Origin of the sequence: Kosakonia sp. BYX6, assembly GCF_038449125.1 — a bacterium.
Classification (GTDB): domain Bacteria; phylum Pseudomonadota; class Gammaproteobacteria; order Enterobacterales; family Enterobacteriaceae; genus Kosakonia; species Kosakonia calanthes.
This window is the reverse complement of the sequence record NZ_CP151800.1, coordinates 2,482,845-2,506,555: the sequence shown is the minus strand read 5'-3', so window position 1 is coordinate 2,506,555 and position 23,711 is coordinate 2,482,845. Positions and strand designations below refer to the sequence as shown.

At 53.9% G+C, this 23,711-nt stretch carries 21 protein-coding genes and 1 pseudogene; 13 read left to right on the top strand and 9 right to left on the bottom strand.

The window, feature by feature from the left end; all coding sequences use genetic code 11:
* Complete coding sequence (locus AAEY27_RS11665) at window positions 1–1,392, bottom strand: SrfA family protein (protein WP_342320684.1); 1,392 nt, start codon at window positions 1,390–1,392, stop codon at window positions 1–3.
* 279 nt (window positions 1,393–1,671) lie between these two features.
* On the opposite strand from AAEY27_RS11665, the gene AAEY27_RS11660 reads away from it, so the two are divergent.
* The 3 genes from AAEY27_RS11660 to AAEY27_RS11650 are packed head-to-tail and all read left to right on the top strand — an operon-like array spanning window position 1,672 to window position 4,284.
* Window positions 1,672–3,267 (top strand): ABC transporter substrate-binding protein, encoded by a 1,596-nt coding sequence (locus AAEY27_RS11660; protein WP_342320683.1) that lies wholly within the window; start codon window positions 1,672–1,674, stop codon window positions 3,265–3,267.
* A 10-nt stretch (window positions 3,268–3,277) separates the two neighbouring features.
* On the top strand, window positions 3,278–3,511 hold the full coding sequence (locus AAEY27_RS11655; RefSeq protein ID WP_342320682.1) for a DUF2526 family protein: 234 nt from the start codon (window positions 3,278–3,280) through the stop codon (window positions 3,509–3,511).
* Window positions 3,512–3,561: 50 nt separating this feature from the next.
* On the top strand, window positions 3,562–4,284 hold the full coding sequence (locus AAEY27_RS11650) for a hypothetical protein (RefSeq protein ID WP_342320681.1): 723 nt from the start codon (window positions 3,562–3,564) through the stop codon (window positions 4,282–4,284).
* Here AAEY27_RS11650 and AAEY27_RS11645 read toward each other — a convergent pair.
* Both AAEY27_RS11645 and AAEY27_RS11640 read right to left on the bottom strand, forming a co-directional pair.
* Window positions 4,240–4,689 (bottom strand): DMT family transporter, encoded by a 450-nt coding sequence (locus AAEY27_RS11645; RefSeq protein WP_342320680.1) that lies wholly within the window; start codon window positions 4,687–4,689, stop codon window positions 4,240–4,242. The genes AAEY27_RS11650 and AAEY27_RS11645 overlap by 45 nt on opposite strands.
* The gene (locus AAEY27_RS11640) at window positions 4,686–5,204 is read right to left on the bottom strand and encodes a GNAT family N-acetyltransferase (protein ID WP_342320679.1); all 519 of its coding nucleotides are present in this window, start codon (window positions 5,202–5,204) and stop codon (window positions 4,686–4,688) included. The genes AAEY27_RS11645 and AAEY27_RS11640 overlap by 4 nt, the downstream gene beginning before the upstream one ends.
* A gap of 37 nt (window positions 5,205–5,241) precedes the next feature.
* On the opposite strand from AAEY27_RS11640, the gene AAEY27_RS11635 reads away from it, so the two are divergent.
* The 4 genes from AAEY27_RS11635 to AAEY27_RS11620 all read left to right on the top strand — a co-directional run bounded on the left by AAEY27_RS11635 (window position 5,242) and on the right by AAEY27_RS11620 (window position 9,960).
* Complete coding sequence (locus AAEY27_RS11635) at window positions 5,242–5,817, top strand: helix-turn-helix domain-containing protein (protein WP_342320678.1); 576 nt, start codon at window positions 5,242–5,244, stop codon at window positions 5,815–5,817.
* A gap of 66 nt (window positions 5,818–5,883) precedes the next feature.
* Window positions 5,884–6,921: an NADP-dependent oxidoreductase gene (locus AAEY27_RS11630; protein ID WP_342320677.1), complete on the top strand. Its 1,038-nt coding sequence runs from the start codon at window positions 5,884–5,886 to the stop codon at window positions 6,919–6,921.
* A 254-nt stretch (window positions 6,922–7,175) separates the two neighbouring features.
* Complete coding sequence (locus AAEY27_RS11625) at window positions 7,176–7,832, top strand: GntR family transcriptional regulator (protein ID WP_342320676.1); 657 nt, start codon at window positions 7,176–7,178, stop codon at window positions 7,830–7,832.
* Between the two features lie 193 nt (window positions 7,833–8,025).
* Window positions 8,026–9,960, top strand: a complete 1,935-nt coding sequence (locus AAEY27_RS11620; RefSeq protein WP_342320675.1) for a methyl-accepting chemotaxis protein — start codon at window positions 8,026–8,028, stop codon at window positions 9,958–9,960.
* 55 nt (window positions 9,961–10,015) lie between these two features.
* On the opposite strand, the gene pqqU is transcribed toward AAEY27_RS11620, so the two are convergent.
* Window positions 10,016–12,130 carry a TonB-dependent receptor PqqU gene (gene pqqU / locus AAEY27_RS11615; RefSeq protein WP_342320674.1) on the bottom strand — a complete coding sequence of 705 codons (2,115 nt, stop codon included), beginning with the start codon at window positions 12,128–12,130 and terminating at the stop codon, window positions 10,016–10,018.
* Window positions 12,131–12,395: 265 nt separating this feature from the next.
* Between pqqU and AAEY27_RS11610 the strand changes: the two genes are divergently transcribed.
* On the top strand, window positions 12,396–13,457 hold the full coding sequence (locus AAEY27_RS11610) for a YncE family protein (RefSeq protein ID WP_342320673.1): 1,062 nt from the start codon (window positions 12,396–12,398) through the stop codon (window positions 13,455–13,457).
* Window positions 13,458–13,560: 103 nt separating this feature from the next.
* Here the strand turns inward: AAEY27_RS11610 and ansP are convergent, their stop codons facing one another.
* Window positions 13,561–15,030: an L-asparagine permease gene (gene ansP / locus AAEY27_RS11605; RefSeq protein WP_342320671.1), complete on the bottom strand. Its 1,470-nt coding sequence runs from the start codon at window positions 15,028–15,030 to the stop codon at window positions 13,561–13,563.
* Between the two features lie 441 nt (window positions 15,031–15,471).
* Here ansP and AAEY27_RS11600 point away from each other — a divergent pair, with 441 nt between their 5' ends.
* Complete coding sequence (locus AAEY27_RS11600) at window positions 15,472–16,383, top strand: hypothetical protein (protein WP_342320669.1); 912 nt, start codon at window positions 15,472–15,474, stop codon at window positions 16,381–16,383.
* A gap of 47 nt (window positions 16,384–16,430) precedes the next feature.
* On the opposite strand, the gene AAEY27_RS11595 is transcribed toward AAEY27_RS11600, so the two are convergent.
* Window positions 16,431–17,627, bottom strand: a complete 1,197-nt coding sequence (locus tag AAEY27_RS11595; protein ID WP_342320667.1) for an L-talarate/galactarate dehydratase — start codon at window positions 17,625–17,627, stop codon at window positions 16,431–16,433.
* Between the two features lie 319 nt (window positions 17,628–17,946).
* Between AAEY27_RS11595 and AAEY27_RS11590 the strand changes: the two genes are divergently transcribed.
* The 4 genes and pseudogenes from AAEY27_RS11590 (at window position 17,947) to pptA (ending at window position 19,924) form a co-directional block, all read left to right on the top strand.
* Complete coding sequence (locus tag AAEY27_RS11590; RefSeq protein WP_342320666.1) at window positions 17,947–18,960, top strand: LacI family DNA-binding transcriptional regulator; 1,014 nt, start codon at window positions 17,947–17,949, stop codon at window positions 18,958–18,960.
* A gap of 4 nt (window positions 18,961–18,964) precedes the next feature.
* Window positions 18,965–19,492, top strand: a complete 528-nt coding sequence (locus AAEY27_RS11585) for an AAA family ATPase (RefSeq protein ID WP_342320664.1) — start codon at window positions 18,965–18,967, stop codon at window positions 19,490–19,492.
* A 33-nt stretch (window positions 19,493–19,525) separates the two neighbouring features.
* Window positions 19,526–19,612: pseudogene (locus AAEY27_RS11580) on the top strand (glutathione S-transferase); the annotation flags it as partial.
* An 81-nt stretch (window positions 19,613–19,693) separates the two neighbouring features.
* Window positions 19,694–19,924 carry a tautomerase PptA gene (gene pptA, locus AAEY27_RS11575; protein ID WP_342320663.1) on the top strand — a complete coding sequence of 77 codons (231 nt, stop codon included), beginning with the start codon at window positions 19,694–19,696 and terminating at the stop codon, window positions 19,922–19,924.
* Window positions 19,925–19,998: 74 nt separating this feature from the next.
* On the opposite strand, the gene AAEY27_RS11570 is transcribed toward pptA, so the two are convergent.
* The 3 genes from AAEY27_RS11570 to AAEY27_RS11560 form a co-directional block, all read right to left on the bottom strand.
* Entirely contained in the window at window positions 19,999–21,099 is a 1,101-nt protein-coding gene (locus AAEY27_RS11570; protein ID WP_342320662.1) for a phage tail sheath family protein, read from the bottom strand.
* A gap of 154 nt (window positions 21,100–21,253) precedes the next feature.
* The gene (locus AAEY27_RS11565) at window positions 21,254–21,826 is read right to left on the bottom strand and encodes a flavin reductase family protein (protein ID WP_342320660.1); all 573 of its coding nucleotides are present in this window, start codon (window positions 21,824–21,826) and stop codon (window positions 21,254–21,256) included.
* Window positions 21,827–21,855: 29 nt separating this feature from the next.
* Entirely contained in the window at window positions 21,856–23,634 is a 1,779-nt protein-coding gene (locus AAEY27_RS11560) for a diguanylate cyclase (protein WP_342320659.1), read from the bottom strand.
* Between the last annotated feature and the right edge of the window lie 77 nt (window positions 23,635–23,711).

Sequence of the window (23,711 nt, the reverse complement as noted above, 5' to 3'; positions counted from 1 at the left end):
TCAGTCACCTGTCTTTCTGAACGTTACCGGAACGGTGGTTTTAGCGTCAAAACGCGCGCTGCATTCCGCCACGTCATTGGTGCCTGCTTTACAGGCAATGTCCGGCATCGGGTAGTGAGATCCATCGCTGCAACGCGCGTTGCCCCGGCTCTTAATCAACAGCTCGCCAGTGTCGTGCAGGCCGGAGAACAGGTCTACGCGGCAGGTGACATTTTTACCCATCACGATACGCGCGCTGCCTTTGTTGTTCTGAATCTGATAACGCACGCTCGGCGCTTTACCGGTGACGGGATCTTTAACGTCCATCGCCACGCGCCAGCTGCCATTGAGGAATTTCGTTGAGCCCATTTTCACTTGCTGGGCGTCCATCACCATTGCCCCTTTCGGGATGGGCATGATCACCACCGGCTCATTTTCCACCGGTTTCTCTTGCGGTTTTTCCACCACAGGCGGCGGAACGACTGCCGCCTGATGCAGCGGCAGGTTGCCCACAAGTTCAGGAGCGGGCGTGGCCTTAATCGGCTGCGGAGCAATAGCGACAGCTTTCGGCGGTGCCGCGACGGGTGCAGGCGCCGGGGTGGATGCTTGTTGTTTGAGCAGTAACGGTGTAGCAATCGCCGCAGCAACAGCGGCAGCGACCGGCAATGCCCACAGGACATAGCGGCGACGGCGTTTTTTCGGCGCGGGTGCCGCAACCGGTTCAGGCGCAGGCTCCGGCGCCGGTTCGGGTTCGGGTTCATCAACCGATGTGGCCTGGTAAACAGACGCCACAGCGGCGGCTTGCGCTTTGGCTGCCGGCGGCGGGGTAAACAGCGGCGCATCCGCCTGGCTGAAGGTCACCGCGGCAGCGGGTTCTTCTTCCGGCTCCGGCTCGGGTTCCGGTTCGATAATAATTTCGGGGATTTCAGGTTCCGGCTCGTGCAGGCATTCGAGCACGTTTTCGCGGGCGCTTTCGTTAAGATTCACGAAGCCCCAAAAGGTGATGACCGGTTTGCCATCAACGAGAAAAACATGGTTTTCGCCGGGAAATTGCAGCGCTTTTTCCAGCAGGGAACCAAACAGCTGTTGGGCTGTTTTGGGCGACTGCATACATTTGCGGCTCAGCGAAGCCGCGCTGTCCAGCGTGCTTTCAAGGTAACGCAACGCACGGTCGCGCACCTCGGGGTCAGCCGCTTTCCACGATACAAAGCGGCCATCGATCGGTGAATACCAGTCGACACGATCGCCTTCGTCATTGACCTGCGGTATCGCCAGGCAATCGACTAAAGCCTGCTGTTTACGCAGACGCAGTGCTTCTCGGATCTGCAATGCCGAATCGAATACGGCCTGGCCGCCGCCGCCAACGGCCTGGAAATCATCCAGATCGCCGCTACGCAAGAGTGTTTTTGCCACGTTTTCATCCCATAGACTTCTTCACGCGTCTACTATACGCATTCCTGGCACCAGCAAAAGGCGGAGGAGAGCGCAAAACCATTGAATTCTCGACGCATTGATCGCGTCGAACTGGCTTGACGGCACAAAATTTATTTAATCTAAATTTTCTTATTAAGCATGGTGGATATTTCAGCGAAAACAACTGCTTTAGCATAACTTGATAGTCATTCGTTATTTGCCAGTTTGCTGTTGCTGTGCTGAGATCAAACTTCCACATAAAAAAGAAGGCTCCTGATAATGTCTACAGGAAAAACGCTGCTCGCTCTCGCGCTGAGCACATTATTACCGGCAAGTGCCTTTGCGGCATCGAACGATACGATAATCTACTGTTCCGAAGCGTCTCCGGAATCCTTTAACCCACAAATTGCCAGCTCCGGGCCAACATTTGTGGCTAGTTCGCAGGTGCTTTATAACCGCCTGGTGACTTTTGATCCGGTGAAAAACACCCCGGTGCCGTCGCTGGCGACGGACTGGAAAGTCTCCGAAGATGGCAAAACCTGGACCTTTACGCTGCGCCAGGGCGTCAAATTCAACAGCAATAAATACTTCAAACCGACGCGCGATTTTAACGCCGATGATGTGGTGTTCTCCGTCATGCGCCAGATGGACCCGAAACATCCGTACCACAATGTTTCGCAAGGTAATTACGAATATTTCACCGATGTCGGCCTCGATAAGCTGATCAAAGAGGTGAAGAAAGTCGATGATAACCACGTGCAGTTTGTGCTGAATGAGCCGAACGCCGCATTTCTTGCCGATTGGGGGATGGATTTCGCCTCAATCCTGTCGGCGGAATACGCCGATGCGATGCTGAAAAAAGGCTCGCCGGAAAATGTCGATAACTGGCCAATCGGTACCGGCCCGTATGCGCTGCAGCAGTATAAAACCGACGCGCAGATCCGTTATATCGCGAACCCAAACTACTGGGATGGCGCGGTGCCGACCAAGCACTTGATCTTCTCCATCACCCCGGATGTGCAAACGCGTCTGGCGAAACTGCAAACTAACGAGTGCCAGATCATTCCGGCACCGGCGCCGGTGCAGTTTGACCAGATCAAAAAGAATAAAGATCTCGCCCTGCATACCGTTGATGCGCTAAACGTCGGCTATCTGGCGTTTAACACCGAGAAAAAACCGTTTGATAACGTGCTGGTGCGCCAGGCGCTGAACTATGCGACCGACAAACAAGCCATCGTTAACGCGGTGTTCCTGGGTTCCGGTACGGTGGCGAAATCGCCGCTGCCGCCGAATATGCTCGGTTTTAACAAAGATCTGAAGGACTACAGCTACGATCCGGAAAAAGCCAAAGCGCTGCTAAAACAAGCGGGCGTGGAGAAAGGGTTTGAAGCGACGCTGTGGTCAATGCCGGTGCAACGCCCGTATAACCCGAACTCGCGCCGTATTGCGGAGATGATCCAGAGCGACTGGGCGAAAGTGGGTGTGAAAGCGAAAATCGTCTCTTACGAATGGGGGGAGTACCTCGCCGGAATGCGTAAAGGCGAGCACGATACCGCGCTGTTTGGCTGGATGTCCGACAACGGCGACCCGGACAACTTCGCCGATGTGCTGCTGGGTTGCAACAGCATTAAGACCGGTTCCAACGCCGCCCGCTGGTGCGATAAGGGTTATGATGACCTGGTGCAAAAAGCCAAACTGGTCAGCGACCCGGCTGAACGCGCCAAACTTTACGGCCAGGCGCAGGAGATTTATTACCAGCAGGCACCGTGGATTGCGCTGGCGAACGGCAAAACGTTCTACGCCACGCGCAGCAACGTCAGCGGTTATAGCGTCAGCCTGATGGGCAGTGATTTTTCGAAAGCGAAACTGAATTAAAGGAGACGGTATGTCACATCTGGAGGAGGTTAGCGCCCGCGTCGACGAAGCGATCGCGCAGGGCGTGATTGCCGGTATGAACGAGTTGTTGGTTGAACTGAGCGACGATGTTGAGCTGAGTCGCGAAGAGCGTTACGCCCAGCAACAGCGCCTGCGACAGGCCATTGCGCACCATGGTCGGCAGCATAAAGAGGACATGGACGCCCGGCTTGAACAACTCACCAAAGGTGGCATCATTTCCTGAATTACGCGGGCCGCAAGGCCCGTTTTTTTACATGAAGGACGCTTGATGTCATGGAGAGCACCGCAATTCTCAAGAAACTTCTGCGTTACTTTCGCCGTAGCTGGCTGATTTGTCTTTATATCGCCGCCGCATTTAGCTGGTTGAAAACCGACTCCGCGTTTCTGTTTTGCCTGACAGTTTCTGCCGTTTGCATCTGGCTGGCCTGGCATTATCGCGCGTTACTGGCGTTAGTGGTGCGCAACAAAGTGGCGGTTTTTCTTTATAGCGTGGTGATTTTGTTTATCGCCAAAACTTATGCCGAGAAGTTACTCAATAACCAGTTTGGTATTGAGCCGGATTACATTAAAAACGCGGCCATTGTGTATGGCGCATTTCTCTCGGTACCGTTAACTATCGCGTTGATCGCGCTGATTCTGGTTGTGGCGTTAGGGGCGGTGTATGTCATCGCCTTTTTCGAAGGTTTTTTGCCCAATAGCGTGAAAAAGATTAGCCACCATCCGCTATGGCAGAGTTGGCCATATCTCATTACTGGCTGTTTTATGGTGATGCTGACAATGGGATCGATCCAGGAAAAAATGGCGCGCGCGGCGCTGCTGGCGGATGCGTATCCGATTTCGCGCTGCGGCCCCGAGCGGCAGAACATTTTGTATGTGCAAAAAAGTGAAACGGGCTGCCTGACACTGGAAGCCCGTTTTAGCCCGCGGAAATTTGTCTACGATATTAGACCGTTAGAACTGCCGTCTGGCGACCAGCCAGGCGCCAATCACCAGTAACACCGCGCCGCAAACCGGGCCAATCAGCGCCCGGATTGCCACCCCCTGACTTCTCACCACGTCCATCACTAATCCGCCGATAAGCTGGCTGGCAACCAGCACCGCAATGGTGGTCGCCGCGCCAACATACTGATAACCGCTAATGCTGGCGAAGACGAAAAACGACCCCAATAGGCCAGGGATTAACGTCCACCATTTCACGCTGTGAACCAGCTCCTGAAAGCCTGCCGCACCGTTTTTAATCAATAAGATAGTGACAAACAGCACGATGCCGACCAGCGAATTGAGCAGCATGGCAATCAGGATCGTCGACGCGGATTGCGTGATGCGCACCATCAACGTGTTTTGCACCACCAGCCCGATACCGGCGGCGATAAGAAAGGTGAGCGTCAGCGATTGGTTCATGAAATAGCGTCCGGGTCGGTGCGGTTATCAAGCTGTAACTGCATAAAGGTCAGATCCAGCCAGCGGCCAAATTTGGTACCAACCTGCGGCATCTGCCCGGTGATGGCAAAACCGAGTTTGCTGTGCAGATGAATGGAGCCGTGGTTTTGCGCTTCAATGCCTGCCACCATCACATGTTTGCCGAGGCGCTTCGCTTCTTCGATTAAGCGTTCCATCAGCGCCAGGCCCAGGCCGTTGCCCTGATAGTCCGGGTGAACATAAACAGAGTGCTCGACGGTATGGCGAAAACCGTCGAAAGCGCGCCAGTCGCCAAATGACGCATAACCGGTCACCACGCCGTTCGCTTCACTGACAATCACCGGGTAGCCGAGCAGGGCGCGCGCCTCAAACCAGGCGATGCGGTTATCCACATCCACAGTTTGATCGTTCCAGATTGCCGCTGTGTTCACGACAGCATGGTTGTAAATCGCGGCAATTTCTGCACAGTCCTCTTTCCCGGCGTAACGAATATTCATGGTTGAACCTCAAATTTGTACACTATAGTATTACGATATGAATACTATCTCAGACAATATAAATCAACGGATCAGTGCACGAATTCGTGTGGAACGTGAATCTCGCGGCTGGTCGCTGAGCGAACTGGCGGAGCGAGCCGGGGTGTCGCGCGCAATGATCCACAAAATTGAACGTGGCGAGAGCAGCCCAACGGCAGCGCTATTGGCGCGGCTTTCCGGCGCGTTTGGCATTAGCATGTCGACACTTATCGCCCGGGCGGAGATGCAGGAAGGCAAACTGCTGCGCTACGCCGATCAACCCGTGTGGCGCGATCCGCAAAGCCACTATTTGCGCCGTCATGTTTCGCCGCGCAGCGATTTGCCTATCGATCTCGTGCAGATCGACCTGCCGGCTGGCAGCGATATCCCGATGCCGGCTTCTTCCTATGCGCTGGCGCGTCAGCTCATCTGGGTACAGGAAGGAGAATTGGTGTTTCTTGAAGGAGACACCCGTCACGAAATGCACGCCGGGGATTGCCTCGAACTGGGGCCGCCGAACGACTGCCGGTTTATCAATGAAAGCAGCCATCCGTGCCGCTATCTGGTGGTGCGGCTCAATAACGCAACCGCGTAAAAGCAACGCGCGCCTGGCGCTCAGCGACTATTATCAATAGTCATGCTGAAAGCACAGGAGCGCACAATGCATCAAGATTCTCACCGCAACCGCCGCTGGGTGCTGGCTTCCAGGCCACATGGCGCACCGACCATGGAAAATTTTCGTCTGGAAGAGGGTGACATCGTTTCACCTGAAGAGGGAGAAGTCCTGTTACGCACGGTTTACCTTTCGCTCGACCCTTATATGCGCCAGCGCATGAATGACGCCCCCTCTTATTCGCCGCCGGTCAATATTGGCGAAGTGATGGTCGGGGCGACGGTAAGCCAGGTGGTTAAATCACAGCATCCTGATTTCGCTGAAGGCGACTGGGTGCTCGGCGGCAGTGGCTGGCAGGATTACGCCACCGCCAACGGCGAAAAGCTGGTCAAGCTCGATAAGGAGATGCCAAATCACTCCTGGGCGTTGGGTGTGCTCGGCATGCCCGGTTTTACCGCCTATATGGGCCTGCTGGATATCGGCCAGCCGAAAGCCGGCGAAACGCTGGTGGTTGCCGCCGCGACCGGCCCGGTCGGCGCAACGGCCGGGCAAATCGGTAAAATCAAAGGTTGCCGCGTGGTCGGCGTCGCAGGCGGCAGCGAGAAGTGCCGCTATGCAGAGGAAGTTCTGGGGTTTGATCGCTGTCTCGATCACCATGCCGACGACTTTGCTGACCAACTGACCGACGCTTGCCCGCAGGGCATCGATATCTATTTTGAGAATGTCGGTGGCAAAGTATTCGATGCGGTACTGCCGTTATTAAATACGTCCGCACGAATTCCCCTTTGTGGCCTGGTCAGCGCTTATAACTCGACCAACATTCCCGATAAGCCAGATCGAATTCCTTTATTGATGGATACCTTGCTGAAAAAAAGAATACGGTTGCAGGGGTTTATTATCATGCAGGATTATGGTCACCGAATTCACGAATTCCAGCAGGAAATGAAGAAATGGATCCAGAATGGGAACATTAACTACCGTGAACAAGTAACTGAGGGGCTGGAGAATGCGCCTGAGGCTTTTTTCGGCTTACTGGAAGGTAAAAATTTCGGCAAAGTTGTAGTGCAAGTTGGCCCGCAAAAATAATTATCCGATGGCGGTGAAAAACCGCCTTCTAAATCGTGCAAATTTTTGAAAAACAGCTTTAATTAGAGTTGCATGAGGAATTGATGACCTCATGAAGGCGGTTCCCGTTAGTCGTGCATAATAAATAACTAATTGTTATACCTTTACGCAATAATCCAATACCAGGCATGTACTTATATAATATATCTTTCTGTAATTAGATTACGGACACACTACCGGGCTGAAATAATAAAGAAAATTTACAGGATACAAACATGCTTGATTTGGAAAAAGCGCAAAGAACAAGTCTCACCATGCAAGTCGAGTCGAGTCTAAAAAGTGCGCTTATTGTTGGAGCACTTAGACCTGGCGCACGGCTCATTACCAAAGAAATTGCCGATCAATTGGGCACTAGCATTACCCCCGTTCGCGAAGCGTTACTGCGACTGGTCTCCGCAGGCGCGCTGCATGCGACACCCGCACAGGCGTTTTTGGTCCCGGAAGTGAGCCGGGAACGCTACAACGAAATCAATCAGATACGTAAGAATCTTGAAGGGATGGCCGTGCGAGCCGCCAGCGAGAATATGTCGAAAGATAAGATTCGTGAGTTACGTATCTTCGCCGCCAATACCAATGAAGCGATGAAATCCGGCAACGCTGAGCAGGCATTACAGGCCAATCGCGTGTTTCGTTTTAGCGTCTATAACCACGCCGAAATGCCAACGTTGACCGCGTTAATTGAGCAATTATGGGTGCGAATTGGCCCTTGCTACAATTATCTTTACCCAAGCTCAGAAGATTTAACGCGCGTGCATAATTACAGCGATTTATTAGCGGCGCTGGAAGAGGGCGACGCATTTGCCAGCGAACGGGCGGTGTGGCGGGCCATTGATGAGGGCGCAAACATCGTCCACAAACAATTCTTTCGTTGAGTTATTATTGTGTAAATCAATTATTTCATAAAATTATATTGGTGCTCCCCGGCAAAAATTTGCGAATGGGGAGCATCAATATCACATTTCTTATCGATAACGCCTCGTCAACCTGAATTCTCCTACTCTCTTGCCGATAACTCATTAAGTGCGCAGTCAGGCGCTAACATTGCTGTTTAGCAAGGAGTCAGGAATGTCATTTAGCCAGCGGTTAAGCAATATAAAAATTAGTAGAAAGCTGTCGGTCGGTTTTGGTTTAGTTCTGTTTCTGGTCGCGGTTGCTACCATTCTTAGTGTATTGCGCTTTAAAGAAATACGTGACGTCTATGAAAAAACCAACCTGATGTACAACATCAACATTGAAGTATTTCAGGCCAAGATTAATCGCCTGAAATATTTTTATGGGGACGATAAATCAGGCCAGGTCATGTCCAACTATGTGCGCCACGCTTCTGAGTTGACCGCCAGCGCGGATGCGCTTTCCTGGTCGAGCAAAGAGCGGCAAATCATCAGCGATGTCGCCGGGCATCTGGACAATTTCCAGAGCAGCATCGGCGAGATGCAAAAAGCGACCGGCGATCTCCGCACGGTGCGTGACGCGCTGGATAAACTCGCCGCCGAAGATCTCTCTGCCCGCTATACCACGCTGGTGCGCACGCCGGTGGCCGATCCGGCGCTGATGACCCAGGTTTACGAACAACTGTTTGCCATTAGCGCCGTGCGCGATGCCGCGCTGGTTGTGCGTTACAGCCCTGGCAAAGACACGCGTGAAAACCTCGATCGCCGTTTCAGCGAGACAGAAAAAAGCGTGCAGGCGCTGGCGAGCCAGCTGCCGGGTGAATTGCAATCGCCGCTGCAATCCCTGTGGGACGACACGGTGAAATACCGCGATCTGAGCCTGAATTATTTCGCCGCGTCCCAGGCATTAAAAGCCGCGGAAGATAAAGTCAAAGTTGGCGGGGATAACAGCAGCGCGTCGTTGAGAGAAATCATTGCGCTGGTGAAAGCGCACAACGATGAACTGGCCTATACCTCCAGCACCATCGCCGCGATTATCGGTGTGATTGCGATCCTGCTCGGCATGCTGGTTTCCTGGTGGGTGATCCGCCAGATTACGCGCCCGATTGACCGCAACCTGGCGCTGGCTGAACGCATTGCCAGCGGCGATCTGAGTTCGCATATCCGCGCGCAAAGCACCGATGAACTCGGCCAGTTAACCGGCGCGATGGGGCGAATGAACGATACGCTGCGCGATATGATTTACGAGGTGCGCAACAGTGTCACGCAGGTGTCACGCGCGGCGACGGAAATCGCCGAAGGTAACACCGATCTCTCTTCGCGCACGGAGCAGCAAGCTGCCGCGGTAGTTGAAACCGCCGCCAGTATGGAAGAGTTGACCGCGACCGTGAAGAACAACGCCGATAACGCCCGCAATGCCAGCAGCCTGGCGGCGCAGGCGTCAAAAACCGCCAGCGAAGGCGGCACCGTCATGCGCGAAGTGGTCAACACGATGGGTGATATTCACAGCAGCTCTAACAAAATTGCGGATATTACCGCGGTGATTAACAGCATCGCCTTCCAGACCAACATTCTGGCGCTGAACGCGGCGGTGGAAGCCGCGCGAGCGGGTGAACAGGGGCGCGGTTTTGCGGTGGTCGCCAGCGAAGTCCGTAGCCTGTCGCAGCGCAGTTCGCAGGCGGCAAAAGATATTGAGCAGTTGATCAGCGAGTCCGTTTCCCGGATTAATATCGGGAGCGAACTGGTGGCAAAAGCCGGGGAAACCATGGATCAAGTGGTGCACTCCGTCACGCGCGTGAACGATATCATGGGCGAAATCTCTTCCGCGTCGGAAGAGCAGAGCCGCGGTATTGAGCAGATTGCTCGCGCCGTCGGCGAACTGGACAGCACCACGCAGCAGAATGCCTCGCTGGTGAGCGAATCGTCGTCGGCAGCGGGTTCACTGGAAGAGCAAGCGCACCTGCTGGAAGAACTGGTGGCGACATTCCGTTTGGAGCAGGAGGGTAGCAAACCGGCAAGCGTGGCGGCGAACCCCAAAACCTTCCAGACGGTGACAAAAGCTGTATCCAATGAGAACGCGAACAGCGAAGAGGGCTGGACCACGTTCTAATTACGCGAAGTCCATAAAGAAAAGCCCGGAAGCGTAATGCAACCGGGCTTTTTTATCACTCGAACTGATAAGCGACCGACAAACCGACGCCATAGTTACGCCCCGGAGCCGGTTCGTAATAGCGATTGTTGCCTTCATTGACGATCACAGAGCCTACATACTCGCGGTCAAACAGGTTATCGACGCGGCCAAAGACGTCCATCATCCAGTTGCCGTAGCTGAATTTATACCCTGTATTTAGGCCTGCCACGGTGTACGAAGGTGCTTTGGCGGTGTTTTCATCATTCGCCATAATGTCGCTCATATAACGCACATCCGCCCCGGCGTACCAGCCTTGATCCGGGATCCAACCGAGCGAGGCGAAGCCCATATTGCGCGCGATCCCCGGAATGCGGTTCCCGTTACAGCCGCCATCGGTGCAGACTTCGCTGCGGTACGTCGCATCAAGATAGGTCCATGCCATTTTCGCCCGCCAGTTACCGGCAAATTGTTGATCCAGCGACAGCTCCGCGCCCTGACGGCGGGTTTCCCCGGCGTTTTTGTAGGTGGTGCGCCCGCCGCTGTTGGTATCGGTGACAATTTCATTATCGGTGTCGGTGCGGAACAGCGCCGCGGTCAGCAGGCCGTTGCCGATACGCGTTTTGCTGCCAATCTCGACGGTGTCGTTGGTGGACGGTTTTAGCGCGAAATTGAGCCCGCTTTGGTTACCAGAACGGTAAGAGAGTTCGTTGATGGTCGGCGTTTCGAACCCGCGACCGGCGGCGACATACACGTTCCAGGCCGGAGTTACCGCGTATTTCAGCGATCCTGCCGGTAACCATTTGTGGTAATTCGCCTCGCCGCTGTCATCGCCGTTCTGCGCGGTGATGTAGTGATCGTTGGAATCAAACCACACCGAGCTATAACGCACGCCCGCATCCAGCGACAATTTGTCAGTCAACTGCCAGGCGGTTTGCAGATAGGGATCGACGTTCCACATCAGATTACGTTCATCGCGGCGCAAATTGCCTTTCTGGCCGTACTCCGGCGTCGTGCCGTTCATGATGAAGTTTTCATAGCCTTTGCGAGCTTCGCTCATGTTTTCGTAATTCAACCCGCCAGTGAAAGTCACCGGTACGCCCAGTTCGCCTCGGTGGGTCCAGCGGGTATCAATGCCCTGATAATGGCGGGTTAAATCAATCACACCGCCGGCATGCGTGGCGTTGAGCTGTGGCGCACGTGGAATGGACTGATACTGCGTAGTTTCGCGCTCGCCGGCGTACATCATCACGCTTAAATCATCCTGAGCGCTGAGCTGGCGCTCATAGCGCAATCCGGCCTGGGTTTGTTTAATGGTTTTGCGCGTGTGGTATTGCTCCGCACGCGGCGACTGGCGCGGGTTATCTCGCCATTCGGACTCTGTTAAACCGCCAGCGTCATCGGCTTTAATATCTACGCTGTTAAAAATCAGGCTCAGTTTGCTGACATCATCAATGCGCACACCGAGTTTGGCATTCGCCAGATTTTTGCGGGCGCCGCTGCGATCGCGGTAACCGTGAGTGACAAAACGGGTAGAGGAGGCGGTGTAATCCACATCGCCCGCGTGCGTACCGTCACCCATCGCGCCCGTGGCTTTCAGGCCATAACGCCAGCTACCGAAACTGCCGTAATAACTGCTGGCTTCGATGGTCGCCGGTTCGCGCCCGGTTTCGGTAGTGACATTCATCACGCCGCCCGAGGCGTTGCCATACAGCGCCGAGAAGGGGCCGCGCAGCACATCAATGCTTTCCACACTGTTGAGATCAATATTCGATGTTTGCCCTTGACCATCCGGCATGGTGGCGGGAATACCGTCGACATACAGACGAATGCCGCGCACGCCGTAGGTGGAGCGCGAACCAAAACCGCGAATCGACAGCTGGAGATCCTGCGCATAGTTCTGGCGGTTTTGCACCTGTAAGCCCGGCACGCTGCTCAGAGATTCAGACAAATTGACGCGCGGCGCGGCGTGGCGGATATCTTCCCCCTGAACCACGCTCACGGCGGCGGGGCTATCCAGTTCGGAAACAGTTTGCGGAGTGGCGCTGACAATCATTGTTTGTTCATTGTCTGCCGCCCAGGCGGAAGTGGACAACGCAGCAGGGAGTAACAACACCGGCAGTGAAGCCTTAGTGACGGAAATAATATTCATGACGGAACCGAGTTAGAAAGACGAACCAAATGGAACATTCGCCAACATGTTAAAGGATATGTAAATTTTATGAAAACAATGAACGCACGTTACGTTAAGAATGAGTGTAATAAAGACGTTCCATTTCCGCCTCCGGCGAATTTAGCACTCCACTTTATGACCATTAATGATTACTATTCTCAACAATAACAATAAGCGAAACCGCCGTTTCGTGCACTGGACGCATGTGAAAACGTAACCATCTTTTCTCTCAAAGGGAGTCGTCATGTATTTTCGTCATTTATCTTCACCGCGCCTGCGTGGTTCTCTGCTTCTCGGTTCTTTGTTGCTGGCGGGTTCATTCAGCACCCATGCTGCCGAGGAGATGCTGCGTAAAGCGGTGGGCAAAGGCGCGTATGAAATGGCCATCAGCCAGCAGGAAAATGCGCTGTGGCTGGCTACCGCGCAAAGCCGCAAAACGGATAAAGGCGGCGTGATTTACCGTCTCGATCCCGCCACGCTGGATATTACCCAGGCCATTCACAGTGATTTGAAACCGTTTGGCGCCGCCATCAATAACCAGACGCAAACGTTGTGGTTCGGTAATACCACCGACGGTTCCGTCACGGCAGTGGATGCCAAAACCGGTGAGCTCAAAGGCAGGGTGGTGCTGGATGCGCGTAAACGCTCGGAAACCGTGCGCCCGCTCAGCCCGCGTGAACTGGCGGTTGATGAGACGACCAACACTGTTTATATCACCGGTGTTGGGAAAGAGAGCGCGGTTTGGGTGGTTGATGGCGAATCACTGAAACTGAAAACCACCATCGCGAATACTGGCACCTACAGCACCGGCCTGGCGGTCGATCCTGTCGCGAAGCGCCTCTATACCACCAACGGCGACGGTGAACTGATCACTATTGATACCAGCAGCAACAAAATTATCGATCGCAAAAAATTGCAGGATGACGGCAAAGAGCATTTCTACCTGAACCTGAGTCTTGATACCGCAGGTCATCGCGCCTTTATTACCGATTCCAAAGCGACGGAAGTGCTGGTGGTGGATACCCGCAACGGCAGCGTGATGGAGAAAGTCGCGGCACCGGAATCGCTGGCGGTGCTGTTTAACCCGACGCGGAATGAAGCCTATGTCACTCACCGCAAGGCGGGCAAAGTGAGTGTTATCGACGGGAAAAGCTACAAAGTGGTGAAAACGTTTGAGACGCCGACCTATCCAAACAGCCTGGCGCTGTCGCCGGACGGCAAAACGTTGTATGTCAGTGTGAAACAGGCATCAACGCGTGAGAAAGAAGCCACTCAGCCTGATGATGTGATCCGCATCGCGCTGTAATAACTTATGAGGCGCAGTTTGCCGGATGGCGGCTGCGCCTTATCCGGCCTACAAAGCAAAACTCTGTAGGCCGGATACGCGAAGCGCCATCAGGCGTTTGTTTTTAACGTGAGGTTTCTTCAACTAACGGTGCGACCGGTGCGGTGCTGTGGATCTCATTAACGCGTTTACGCACGCCAAACCAACCCGCCACCAGCAACACGGCAATCAGCGGAATCGAACCGATGGTATAAGTGCCGTTCGGGTAATCGAACGCCATCAATACCAGCACGCTGAGCAGGAACAGCAGCGTCAGCCATGACGTTACCGGCGCGCCAGGCATTTTGAATTTCACTTCGGCCGCTTTCCCTTCACGAATCGCTTTACGCAGGCGCATCTGACACACCACGATAAAGCCCCAGGAGGCAATAATGCCCAGCGACGCGACGTTCAGCACGATCTCAAACACCTGCGACGGCACCAGATAGTTCAGGAATACACCGACAACATACACGCAAATGGTGGCGAGAATGCCCGCGTATGGCACGTGGTGACGGCTCATTTTCGACATGAATTTCGGCGCGGAACCGCCCATCGACATCGAACGCAGAATGCGGCCTGTGGAATAGAGCCCGGAGTTCAGGCTGGAGAGCGCGGCGGTCAGCACCACCATATTCATAATGTCGCCGATATACGGCACGCCCAGTTTCGAGAAGAAGGTAACAAACGGGCTTTGGCCCGCCTGATAGGCATTCCACGGCAGCAGCAGAACCAGCAACACCACGGAACCGACATAAAACAGGCCGATACGCCAGATAACGCTGTTAATTGCTTTCGGCACCATGTTTTCCGGGTCTTTACATTCCCCGGCCGCAGTACCCACCAGTTCAATGGAGGCAAATGCGAACACCACGCCCTGGACTAACACCAGCGCGGCCATCATGCCGTGCGGGAAGAAGCCGCCGTTATCGGTGATCAAGTGGAAACCCGTCGTCCCGCCATCCAGCGGTTTACCCGTACCGAGGAAAATCGTCCCGACAACGAGGAACACCACAATCGCCAGCACTTTGATCAGCGCAAACCAGAACTCCATCTCGGCGAACCATTTCACGCCGATCATGTTCATGGTACCGACAACCGCCAGCGCGCCCAGCGCAAACACCCACTGCGGCACATCGCCAAACGCACCCCAATAGTGCATATACAGCGCAACGGCGGTGATATCGACGATACCGGTCATCGCCCAGTTGATGAAATACATCCAGCCTGCCACATAGGCGGCTTTTTCACCGAGAAACTCACGGGCGTAAGAGACGAAACTGCCGCTGGAAGGGCGGTGTAAGACCAGTTCGCCCAGTGCGCGCAGAATAAAGAAGGAGAAAAGACCACAAACCAGATAGACGATAGCCAGCGACGGCCCCGCCATTTGTAGCCGGGCGCCAGCGCCCAAAAATAAACCTGTACCGATTGCACCGCCAATGGCGATCATTTGCACCTGACGGTTGCCCATCGCGCGGCTGTAGCCCTCTTCATGAGAGTTGAGCCAGCGACGTTTCGCCGCGTGATGCTCCGTGACGTTGTTGTCTGTTTTCATTGCGTTACCTGTTACCTGTCTGAACCTTGCGAAATTCCTCAAGCTGCGGCGCAAAAAAAAACCAAACGATTGCACCGCTGGCTAAACGCTCTGTCTTTCCAGTGTTTCTACGTATGGATAAGACACAACATGGCGCAGCATCCTACCCGCAATCGATAAATGACGCAAAACATACCCACCAGCAAACAAGGCACTATTAGCGGAAATTGTGAAGTCAGGTGGATCAAGCAGTGGAATTGATTCAGCATGGCGAAAAATGCAACAGATAAAACCACCAGCAAAGAAACGAAGCTTTAACAACAATGCGTTGTTTTCTTCGTTCAGCCATAAGCTTTAACAATGAAATATCTGAGAATTCCGCCTGGGCGGCGATTTATGCGTAAAACTTAACTGGCAAGTCGCGGTTGTTTTCAGCTTCCCCCGCCATTGTGGAGAATTGACATGTACGCTTATGACACCAAAAAACGGCCAGGCGCTTCGTTAAGCCCGCAAGGGACCAGTGAGGGCGCTGAAGCAGACCAAAACAAAAGTGGCTATATTTACGCACCGTTTGTCGCCCCCGATCTCGTTGAGCATAGCCTTGGCATAAATGTCATTCGCCATACGAAAGGTAAGCAGCTTTATCCCGTTATCGTTGAAGATCAGTCATTAGCTGAAATGGAAAAGCTGCGATCTGAAAAAGAAAAAGAGTTAAAAGACACCATAGATCGGCTTAGCGATGCGCTTCAATTGATGGAGGAAGAGTTGAAAGGGATGCCGGGATGGCGATCGGAAGATTTAAGAAATCAATTCAACCCAAAGATTTACGATAAAACGATTCAGGGTATTACCGATTTTTCGCGCGATCTTTCGGTATTACAACGAGTCTGTTTTATTGGTCATTCAAATGGCCAATTACTCAAAAGCCTCTCTCCGCAAACAACCAAACTCTACATTATTGGTCATGGTGGCCCAGGGGTAGACATACTCGCGGCCGATCAAGATATGCAACGCGGAATGGTAACCGCTGAGCAGATTGCTAAAGCCTTATCCGTCGGCGGCCTCGACCCGCATTATCGCGATATCCGCGTCAGAGCCTGCTATAGCGCCGATGCACAACATCCTGAAAACTTTTCAATGGCGGAGCTGGAAAAATCAGCAAAACCTTTCGGCGGAATATTGGGTTTTGGGAAAAATAAAAAGAAACCTTTCGCGCAATCTTTGAAAGAGGAACTCGTCAAAAACGGTTTTCCTGATATTAGCGTTTCGGGGTATCACGGTGCAGGCGTGACATACAGCAAAGAGGATTGGCATGCACGGCGGTTGCGAAATAAAGGGGATGTTCAGGCCTCTTCTGTCAGGCGTAAATTTTAATGTGATGATACGGGAATGAACTCCCGTATCACCGTCTTTCTTAAGGCTTAAGGGCGTTTGCCAAACTCACAGCTCAGTTGCGTCCAGGCGCGGGCTTGCTCGCTGAGGGTGAACCCCAGACCGTGGCGGTCAGAAACATACATGCGCCCGCCGCGCAGTTCCAGTTGCTCGTTGAACAACGGGTTCAGCCATTCGAAGTGCTCCAGCCACGGCTCCAGCGGGTAAGCGGCAGAAAGATGCAGGTGGACTTCCATCGCAAAATGCGGTGCCAGTTTACGGTTGTGTTTCGCCGCCAGATCCATGATTTTCAAAAACGGGGAGATCCCGCCGACGCGCGGGGCGTCCGGCTGTACGAAGTCGCTGGCGTTGCCGAGGATCAACTGTTCGTGTTCACGGAAACTGGTCAGCATTTCGCCGGTGGCGATCGGCGTATCCAGCGCGGCAGCCAGCTGCGCATGGCCTTCTACGTCATAGGCGTCCAGCGGCTCTTCAATCCAGATAAGGTTGAACTTCTCCATCTGGCGACCCATGCGGATCGCGGTTTCGCGATCCCATTGCTGGTTGGCATCCACCATCAGCGGAAAGTCATCACCCAGCGCTTCGCGCACCGCTGTTAAACGGCGAATATCTTCTTTGGTGTCCGGTTGACCGACTTTAATTTTGATCCCGCCGATACCGTTTTCTCGGGAGATAGTGACGTTTTTCAGTACCTGATCCAGCGGCGTATGCAGGAAACCGCCAGAGGTGTTGTAACACTGAACGGAATCGCGGTGCGCGCCGAGCAGTTTCGCCAGCGGCAAACCGGCGCGTTTGGCTTTCATATCCCACAGCGCAATATCGAGAGGGGAGATGGCCTGTACCGCCATGCCGCTGCGGCCAACGGAAGCGCCAGCCCACAGCAGTTTGGTGTAAATTTTGTCGATATCGTTCGGATCTTCGCCGAGCAGGTTATCGGCGATCTCTTTGGCGTGCGCATAAATACCCTGACCCCCCGCGCGTTTCGAGTAACTAAATCCCACGCCTTCAAAACCATCGCGGCTGCGGATTTCCGCAATAATAATCGCCACTTCGGTCAGCGGTTTCTGGCGGCCAGTTAAAACTTTGGCATCGCTAACGGGCGTCGCGAGCGGCAGAAAGGCGAGGGAGAGTTTTACCCACTCGATACGGTCGCCGGTTTCTGCCGCGGTTTTTGCCCCTGCGGTTTTGGCATAGGTCACGGCATCTGAATTCGCACTTACGGTCATGATTAGCTCCTGTGAATGATATGAATGTTTGCGCTAACATTTGTAAATCCAGACGCTGATACTGACCAGCGCAATGCCGTGATTTTGTACAACCGATCACAAATCAACTGATCAAAAGGGCATGAAATGTTAAGTGAATCACAAAACAGCACTCCACACGTGATCTTTTATAAAAAGATGATATCGCTAACATATTAGCAATAAAATGTTACCTAACTCACTGATTTATGGGGTGGAGCGGGTAATGAAAGGAGAAGCGCGTATAATACAAAATCCAACACGAATAACGATGAATGCCCTAAATTCACTGTGAGTGACCATGTCAAAAACATCTCGTTCCGTACCACCGCGTGCGCCCACGCTTGAGGATGTTGCCCGCGCGGCAGGGCTCTCTTCCATGACCGTAAGTCGGGCGCTTAACACGCCACAACTGGTGCGGCCAAAAACGGTGGAAAAAGTGATCGCCGCCGTTAAAGCCACCGGTTATATCCCCAACGCGCTGGCGGGTGGGCTCGCGTCACGTCGCAGCAAACTGATTGCCGTTGTCGTCCCGCAAATCAATAACAATATGTTTGTCGATACCATCCAGGCCATCAGTGATGAACTGGCGGTGCGCGGCTACCATATGCTGTTGTGCGTTGCCGGTTATACCCAACAAACGGAAGCCGAACTGGTGGCTGCGCTGCTTTCCCGCCGCCCGGACGGCATTGTGTTAACCGGCATTCACCACTCGACGGATCTGAAAAAAGTGATCCTTAACGCCAGCGTTCCGGTGGTGGAAATCTGGGATTTAACCCCGACGCCGCTGGATATGCTGGTGGGCTTTTCCCATGAAAAAGTCGGCCAGGCCACCGCCGATTATCTGCTGCGTAAAGGTTACCGTCGCCCCGGTTTGCTGTGGACCGTTGATAAACGTGCCGCGCAGCGTAAAGCCGGGCTGTGCGACGTGCTGGCGCGTAACGGCATTACCGAGCCTGTGAGTGTCGATGTGGCGTTGCCCGCGCGCTTTACCTCGGGTCGCGAGGGGATGGCGCGATTGCTGGAAGTCGGTGATTTTGATGTCATCGTGTGCAGCTCAGACACCCTGGCGCAAGGGGCGATTATCGAGGTGCAATCGCGTGGCTTGCGGGTGCCGCAGGATGTGGCGGTGATTGGTTTTGGCGATCTCGATTTTGCCGCCGGGAATCAGCCCGCCATTACCACCGTCAGCGTCGATCGGCAAATTATTGGCCAGCGGGCGGCAACGCTACTGGCGGATCGCATAGAAGGAAACAGTGCCAACGAGCAAATCGTGGATATCGGTTTCCATTTTGTTGAGCGGGAATCGGCGTAACGTCATGCGAATCAACGTGATCGGCACCAGCGGCAGCGGCAAATCCACGCTGGCAAAGCGTCTCGCCGGCAAGCTCAATGTGCCGTATATCGAAATGGATGTGTTGTACTGGCGGACAAACTGGCAGGGGACGCCGGATGAAGAGTTGTTTGCCCGGCTGGAGCAACTGCTGGCGCAACCGGGTTGGGTGCTGGACGGCAATTATAACCGCAGCCGCGATATTAAATGGCGCAATGTCGATATCGTCGTCTGGGTTGATTACGGTTTCTGGCGCACGCTGCGCCAGGCGCTGCTTCGTGCTATCCGGCGGGCGTGGCACCGCCACGAGTTATGGCCGGGCACTGGCAATTATGAAACTTTTCGCCGTTCGTTCTTAAGCCGCGAGTCGATTATTCTCTGGACGCTGAAAACCTGGCGCACCAACCGCGCACGTTATGAAGCTGATCTGGCCGACCCTCGCTATCAGCACGTGCGTTTCGTGCGTCTTACCAGCCCCCGGCAGGCAAACGAATTTCTCGCCACTCTGGCCTAAGCTTAGGATTCACTCTGAATTCAAGGTGGCCTTATGTTGACGGTTTATGGCGTTCCCGGTTGGGGGTCGGCAATCAGCGAAGTGATGCTGACGCTGGCCGAAATCCCTTATCAATTAGTGCCTAAGCGTAACGACATTATTTGATAATTGACTGAACGCGGCTGTGCTACTTTAACGTTCTCTTAACACAAGGAGTTTGCTATGCCGCACGTTGATATCAAATGTTTTCCCCGCGATCTGAACGATGAGCAAAAAAGCGCCCTGGCGGCGGATATCGCTGATGTGATTATTCGCCACCTGAACAGCAAAGAGAGTTCAATAAGCATTGCGCTAAATGAAGTGTCGCCCGAAGACTGGAAAGCGCTGGCCTGGGATACCGACATCGCTCCGCAAATGGACAAACTGCTCAAAAAGCCAGGCTACAGCATGTAATCGCCTGTCGCCGCACTTTATCCGTTTCGGCTGGGGCATCCGTTATCCGGGGTGCCCTATATTCACCCGACTATTTATAACATCGCGATCTTCTGTGAGAACTCGAGAAGAATAAATTCGGCTGGACGCACGGCGGCCATGCCAACACGAATAATCAATTTCCCTTGGCTTATCTCTTCTTCGGACATGGTGATGTTTTTCCCCACCTCCACAAACCAGGCTTCCTCTGGCTTGCTGCCCGCCAGCGCGCCTTTTTTCCATAAGTCATGCAGATAACTATCAAGCGCGACTTTGACACGTTGCCAGGTGATGCTGCTATTGGGTTCGTAAATCAACCCCCTTAACAATTTTCGAATATCATGCTCGGCCATACCAAATAATCGGCGTACCGGGATATAACGCCATTTATCGCTGTCTTCCAGCGTGCGGCTGCCCCAGACAACCGTTCCTGTGCTGCCAAAGCGACGAATCATGTTCAGCGCCTTGCCCCGATAATATTTCGCCTGAATGTTATTGCTGACAGAAAACATCGGCGTGATGCCGTTAATGACGACATTGGCCGGCGCTTTCCATACGCCACGGACGCGATCGGTTCTGGCGATGGAGACAGCCGCGACGACACTGGGGGGAATGGCGGAAGAGGACCAGTCAACCTTCTGCCATGGATAAAACGCCGCTGCATACGGTGTGGCGGGATGATATTTCATGAATTCATCGACGCTCTCTGCGTTTGAAATATCGGACTGCAAACCATCAAACAGTCCAAAGAGAGTCGGCATTTGCTGTCGCACGGTGAGAAAATCGGCATACATTTGTTGTTTTTGTGTCGTCTCTGCACTTAATACTGAGCCGGCTTCAACGACCAGGGTGATATCGTCATATTTCACCAATTCCTCGATAAGATGTTCCCGCCTGACCATGTAGCAGGGGCCGCCACCGCTCATAAACCAAAATTTGAGGCTATCAAAAAAGTGGGATCCACTATCATCGCGACCAATCAGCGCGTAAAACTCAGCCCAGTTGTTTAAATGCAGCATCGTCGCTGAAGGCGCATATTCTGTATCCCGTTTTTCAAAAGTAAAAACGGGGATCGCCGTAGCACTGCTGGTCACCGACAAATTAACCGCTGTTTCTTCGTTTAAATACAGGCCGGGGTAACTGGTTGCAATCGCCATAGCTGCGCACTCTTCTTATCGGGTGAATCGAATGATGAAGTATTGCGTCAGCGACAGCACAGGGCGACGCAGGGAGTGACTTTCTTGATTAAGTAAGGGTTACCCGCCGCCCGCTGTAAACATGAAACTTCTGATTTACCCCGCAACGAGAGCCTTATTGACCCGCGGTAATGTGCTTGCCGCTGGTGACAAAATTCCCGCCGCCCAAATGGTGAATGGTATTCAGTTTGTCATCGTCAAATTGCCAGCGACCATTAATAAACGCCCGCTCATCGGCTGCAGCAGACACCACTTCGCCAAACAGCGTGTCGTATTTTTCCTGAGCGGCAGTAGGGGGCAGCAAGCGGCACTCCATCCACGCCAGACACTTCTCTTCAATCACCGGCAAACCGAGCACCGGCCCGGCAAACGCGGGAATGCCATAGCAGTTAAATTTGTCTTCATCACGCCCGGTAATGCTGCCGACGGCATAACTCCAGTTAGTGGCCGCAACACCCGGCACCACAATGCCGAACATCCCGCTGCGCTCAATCAACTCGCGCGACCAGGTGCTTTTATCCACCACAATCGCGATACGCGGCGGAGAGAATTCCACCGGCATCGACCAGGCCGCCGTCATCACATTGCGCCGGTCGATTTGCTCATCGCGGCTGGTGATCATAATGGTCGGGCCGTGGTTAAGCAGGCGGCTGGCGTGCTCTAAGGCCACAGGGCGGAAATAGCTCATAACGTTTCCTTTTTCGAGAGTGACCGGCGTTAGCCGGTGTTTCTGGCGACCACAATTTGCCCGCGCCCCTGTTCCTTCGCCCTATAAAGGGCCAGGTCGGCGGCACGCACCAGATTATCAGCTCTGGCGTGACGCGGCCAGGTGGCCAGGCCGATGGAAACCGACACCGGCCCGATATCTTGCGATTCGTACAGCATAATGTGATTGGACACGTTATTGAGCAGTGTCTGGCCGACGTTTTTTGCCTCGATTTCGTTGGTATTCGGCAGGATCAGCAGAAACTCTTCGCCGCCGTAGCGAAACGCAACGCCGTTATCACCAAGCGTATCGGTAATAACCCGCGCCAGCTCGCGCAGCACTTTATCGCCCGCTTCATGACCGTGCTGGTCATTGAGTTTTTTGAAGTAATCCACATCGAGCATCAGGCAACTGAGCAGGGTGCCTTCCACCATGGCCTGGTCGATCATGCCGCGGATGCTCTCTTCAAGGCTGTAGCGGTTACGCAGGCCGGTCAGCGAATCGTGCGTCGCTTTTTCCGTCAGCGTATCGCGCAGGATTTGGTTGGCTAACGCCAGCGCCAGCGTTTCGGCCAGCAGTTCCAGGTAGATATACGGCGGCTCTTTGCCTGGCGTGTAGTTATCAAAAGTCAGCAGCCCGATGCTTTTGTTCTGGGCATTCAGCGGTACACAGATGGCTCGCGACGCAATCTCCGGCAAAACATGTTCGCACGGCATATCCACTGTGCCATTGCCGGGGCTGTGCAGTTGCCCGCGTTTCAGCGCCCAACAACTTTCCGGTGCAAATGGCGCATCCTCACCCGGTGGTAAACCCCAGCGCGCCACGCACTTCATGCGATTGCGGCGGCTTTCGAGCAGATACAAACGCCCGCCCATGTCCGGGATGATTTTCGGCGCGAAACGGCTGATCACCCGCACAATCGCGCTGTGGGAATCACACCCTTGCAGGCGCTGCGTCATGCGTGCCAACAGCGTGCGCGTCGCCCATTCCGCATCGCGCTCTTGCTCCAGCCGCTGGCGGGCAAGGCCGTTTTCACGAAATACGCGGATCGCCTGCGCCATATCGCCAATTTCATCGACCTGCGCCAGCACGGGCGCTTCAACGTTGTAATCCTGCGTCGCCAGCCGATTCACCACATCGCTGAGCGTCACCACCGGGCGCAGAATTCGGTGTTTGATAATAAAACCGAGCACAAACAGAAACAGCAGGGCGGTCAGACCGACCATGATTTCCGAGAATGTACGCAGGCGCAAAGAGCGCTCAGTGGCGTCGTTGATGGCGGCCTGGGTGCGCTGATCCGAAAGGCTGCGAAAATGCGCGAAACGGTATTCGCTTTCAGCAAGCCGCTCCTCGTAATTGGCGCTGTACAGCAGGTTCATCGCCTCATCGATTTTTCCGGTTTCCACATCGCTAATGGCGATGCGTTGCTCATCTTCCAGTTGATCCAGCGTGGAAATGCCATCGCGCAGGATCATTAACTCTTCATCGGAAGCCCCAGTATCGCGCAGGGCAGCGAGGCGGTTTTCCAGGCTGATGTCTTGCTCGGCACGGGTTTTCCAGCTTTGAATCGTTTCCGGCTGTTTTTTGATCACGCCTTCCCGCGCCAGTTCGCTTAAGGCAAACGCCTCTTTTTCCAGTTCGTCGGTAAGTTGGTCGAACACACGGTTTTGCGCCACCATCGCCCGCTCGTTATGTTCTGCATTTGACGCCAGAAAGAGGGCGACACCTGAGCTGAGCGTTAACACCACCGTGGCGACATAGGCAAAATTGGTAATCGTTGCGATTCGCACGGACATCCCTTTTATTCATCAAGGAAAGATACCCTTCAGTGTAGACATTGCTTAAAAATCAACGCGCAATATTGGCG